This window comes from Stenotrophomonas sp. HMWF003, assembly GCF_003061285.1.
Lineage (GTDB): Bacteria > Pseudomonadota > Gammaproteobacteria > Xanthomonadales > Xanthomonadaceae > Stenotrophomonas > Stenotrophomonas maltophilia_AP.
In genome coordinates this window covers 11315-14593 of sequence record NZ_QAIW01000431.1, presented here as the reverse complement: position 1 = coordinate 14593, position 3279 = coordinate 11315, and the positions used below count along the sequence as shown (strand labels likewise).

Here is a 3279-nt window from a genome sequence, read left to right as displayed (position 1 = left end):
AACCGATACAGCGCGGGCGCCGGTGGGTGACGGGGGAGAGGACGACGGGGGATCGGGCTGCGCGGGCGCGGCAGTCGGCTGGCGGGCCTGGTCGCCGACCGTGGCTTCGCCAGCGTCATCGCCGCGCGTAGGGCTGTATCGAGCCAGGGTGATGCTGTTGTCCTCCACCTGCACCACCGCATGCCCGTCTGCGCCCTCGATCAGGCAGCGCATGCTGGCGCCATCCTGCCCCAAGCGACCGCTGTTGACCCGGCGGCCGCCGAGGAGCGCCTGCGCGTTGCGCATCCGGCAGCGCGCATGCTCGACGACTGCCTGTTCCGCGAGACGCGCAGGCGGCAGGCCGATCGACAGTTGCTGGGCCGCCAGTGATATCCGTGAAAACCCCACCGTCCTGCCGCTCGCCAGGGTCGCGTTGATCGCCTGCTCAACCTCCCCGGGTGCGGGAAGGTGGGTCAGCTGAAGGCGGTCCAGCATCTCGAACAGGTGGGGCAACAGCAGGTGCAGGGTGTGCGTGGCATCCAGCTGGCGCTCCTCGGCATCGTCCGCAGTGTGCGGGGCCGTGCGGTAGAACCGGTAGTAGTCGCAGAATTCGATTGGCCGGCGGGCATTTGCCAAGGCAAAGCCGGCCGCTTCGGCGCGCGTCCCGTCAGACGCCCTGGCCGTCGCCTGTTCACTGGCCAAGTGGCACAGGGCCAGGCTCTCGTGAAAGTCCAGCTGCTGGAACAGTGGCGCGTCGGCGACCCCGATACCGGCCAGGAAGGGACGGAAGCCCTGCAGCGCGGTGTTGGTGAGCAGCGCGTGCCGCGATAACAGGTCCTGGAAGCGAAGGCGCAATGGGGGGTCATCGTCGCCCGCCTCGATCCGGCACAGCGTGTCGATGTCTTCCTGGCCCAGGCTGAGGAGTGTGATCGGCCCGATCTGCAGGCCCGCCTGCGGCAGCCAGGCCATTCGCGCGCCATGCAGGCCCTGCTGCACGGCGTCCAACAAGCTGCCTTCATCGCCAAACTGGTACCGATGCATGCCCGATGCGATGGCCCATCGCACCCACTGCACGCCACCATCGAGAAGGAAGAGCACCCTCTGGCCCAGCGTGCTGAGCTGGTGTGGGTGGAGGATGGAACGACCGGCAACGAACAGACTCATCTGCGGTTCTCCTGATTGGCCCCAACCGGGCGGAACGTCAGGAGTGCCGATGCAACGGCCGTGCCAATGAACGCTGCACTACGTGGGGATGCGCCTCCCCGGGGCCATCATCCGCATCGGCTGCAGCTGCCCATGGACGCGCGGCCAGGCAGGCAGCCGGCAGTTGATTCGCCGCCGGCGTCAGGCTGCTTTCTGACGTCAGCCGGCGGGCGTGGCGGCATGCGGGTCATGCAGGCCGCGCAGTTTCTTCTTGTTGATCTTGCCCACGCTGGTGCGTTCGATCGCATCCACGAAGCTGACGCGGTCCGGGATCGCGAAGCGGGAGATGTCGCCCGAGCGGCTGCGCGCCGCAACCAGTTCAATGATCTCCGCCTCGGACACCTGGCTGCCGGCATGCCTGACCACCAACGGCAGGGGTCGCTCGCCCCATTTCGTGTCGGTGATACCGATGACGGCCACTTCACTGACCGCCGGATGCAGGGCGATGATGTCCTCCAGCGCGAGGGAGGAGATCCACTCGCCGCCGGTCTTGATCACGTCCTTGATGCGATCAGCGACGCGCAGGTAACCGCCGGCATCGATGTTGCCGATGTCCCCGGTGTGCAGGTAGCCGCCGGCCCACAGTTCCGTCGACGCATCCGGGTTGTGCAGGTAGCCCTGGGTAAGCCAGGGCGCGCGTACCACCACTTCGCCGGTGGCCACGCCATCGTGGGCAACATCGTGCATGCCTTCGTCGACGATGCGCAGGTCCACCAGCGGCACCGGAATGCCGGCCTTGGTGCGCAGCGACAGCGCTTCGTCCGAGCCTGCCGCCACGGCGGTGGTATCGATCTGGGCAAGGGTGAGCAGGGGGCAGGTCTCGGACATGCCGTAGCCGCCGAAGATGTCGATGCCTCGTGCCAGCGCCTGCTGCGCCAGTGCCCGGGGCAGTGCGGCGCCGCCGATGACCACTTTCCAGCCACGCAGATCGGTGTCGGCCGCGCTGGCGTGGCCCAGCAACATGTGCAGGATGGTCGGCACGCAGTGCGAGAAGGTCACCTTCTCGCGGGCGATCAATGCCAGCAGCTGCCCCGGCAGGTAGCGGCCCGGATACACCTGCTTGAGGCCCATCAGCGTGGCCACGTACGGCAGGCCCCAGGCGTGGACATGGAACATCGGCGTGATCGGCATGTACACATCGTCGCGGTGCAGGCGGCCCTGGCTGGCCGCACTGCCCAGCGCGGCCATCCCCGCCAGCGAGTGCAGCACCAGCTGCCGATGGCTGAAGTAGACCCCTTTGGGCCGGCCGGTGGTGCCGGTGGTGTAGAACATCGTGGCGCGCGTGTTTTCGTCGAAGTCCGGGAAGTGGACGACGGGCGTGGCCGCACGCAGCCCGGCCTCGTACTCGGTCACGAAACCGGCGGGCAGCGGCTGATCGGTCTCATCCTCCAGCAGGATTCGCGTGCGCAGATCCGGCAGCTGCGCATCGATGCCGTCCAGCACCGGCAGGAACGCGCGGTTGGCAAGGAGCACGCGCGCGCCGCTGTGGTTGAGGGTGTAGGCGATCTGCTCGGGCGCCAGGCGGATGTTCACCATCATCAGTACCGCACCGAGCATCGGAACCGCGAAGTAGCTTTCCAGATAGCGGTTGCTGTCCCAGTCCATCACCGCCACGGTATCGCCCTGCTTGACCCCAAGGGAGGTCAGCAGCCCGGCCAGCTGGCCGATGCGCGCCTGCAGCGTGCGGTAGTCGAAGCGGACGCTGTCGCCGTAGACGATCTCCTGCTCGGGACGCACCGCCAGCGGCGTGAGCAGCAGCTGCTTGATCAGCAGCGGGTAGGCATGGGCGTCGGGGGCGGGTGCGTCTGCGGCGTTGGCAAGTGGCATGGGGGGTTCCTGGTGGGGCGCGTGTCAGCGGCCGCGGGCGGCGGGTATGGACAGCTGCTCACGCAGCATGGGTGCGTCCACGCGTGGCGTTGGCTTGATGCGCGCATCCTGCGGCAGGGCGCGGACGGGATCCTCAAGGTGATCCCACACCTGGTCCATCGCCGCGAACACGTAGGGCAGCAGTGGCACATAGCGTTTGCGGTAGTCGGGGAAGGCCAGCAAGGAGTCGAAATGCTGCGCGTTTTCAACGCGCCAGTACGCAATCTGCGC

General features: G+C 67.7%; 3 protein-coding genes. All 3 read right to left on the bottom strand.

The features are described 5' to 3' along the window. On the bottom strand, positions 1–1143 hold a 1143-nt coding region (locus DBR34_RS18565), incomplete at its 3' end, for a hypothetical protein (protein WP_128097873.1). 198 nt (positions 1144–1341) lie between these two features. After that, a complete protein-coding gene (locus DBR34_RS18560; protein ID WP_128097872.1) occupies positions 1342–3009 on the bottom strand; it encodes a fatty acid--CoA ligase in 1668 nt (555 codons plus the stop codon). Between the two features lie 24 nt (positions 3010–3033). After that, on the bottom strand, positions 3034–3279 hold a 246-nt coding region (locus DBR34_RS18555; protein WP_219928342.1), incomplete at its 5' end, for a D-(-)-3-hydroxybutyrate oligomer hydrolase.

Coding starts and splice junctions, on each gene's coding strand:
- DBR34_RS18560 (WP_128097872.1), bottom strand. CDS start 3,009: ATGCCACTTGCCAACGCCGCAGACGCACCCGCCCCCGACGCCCATGCC.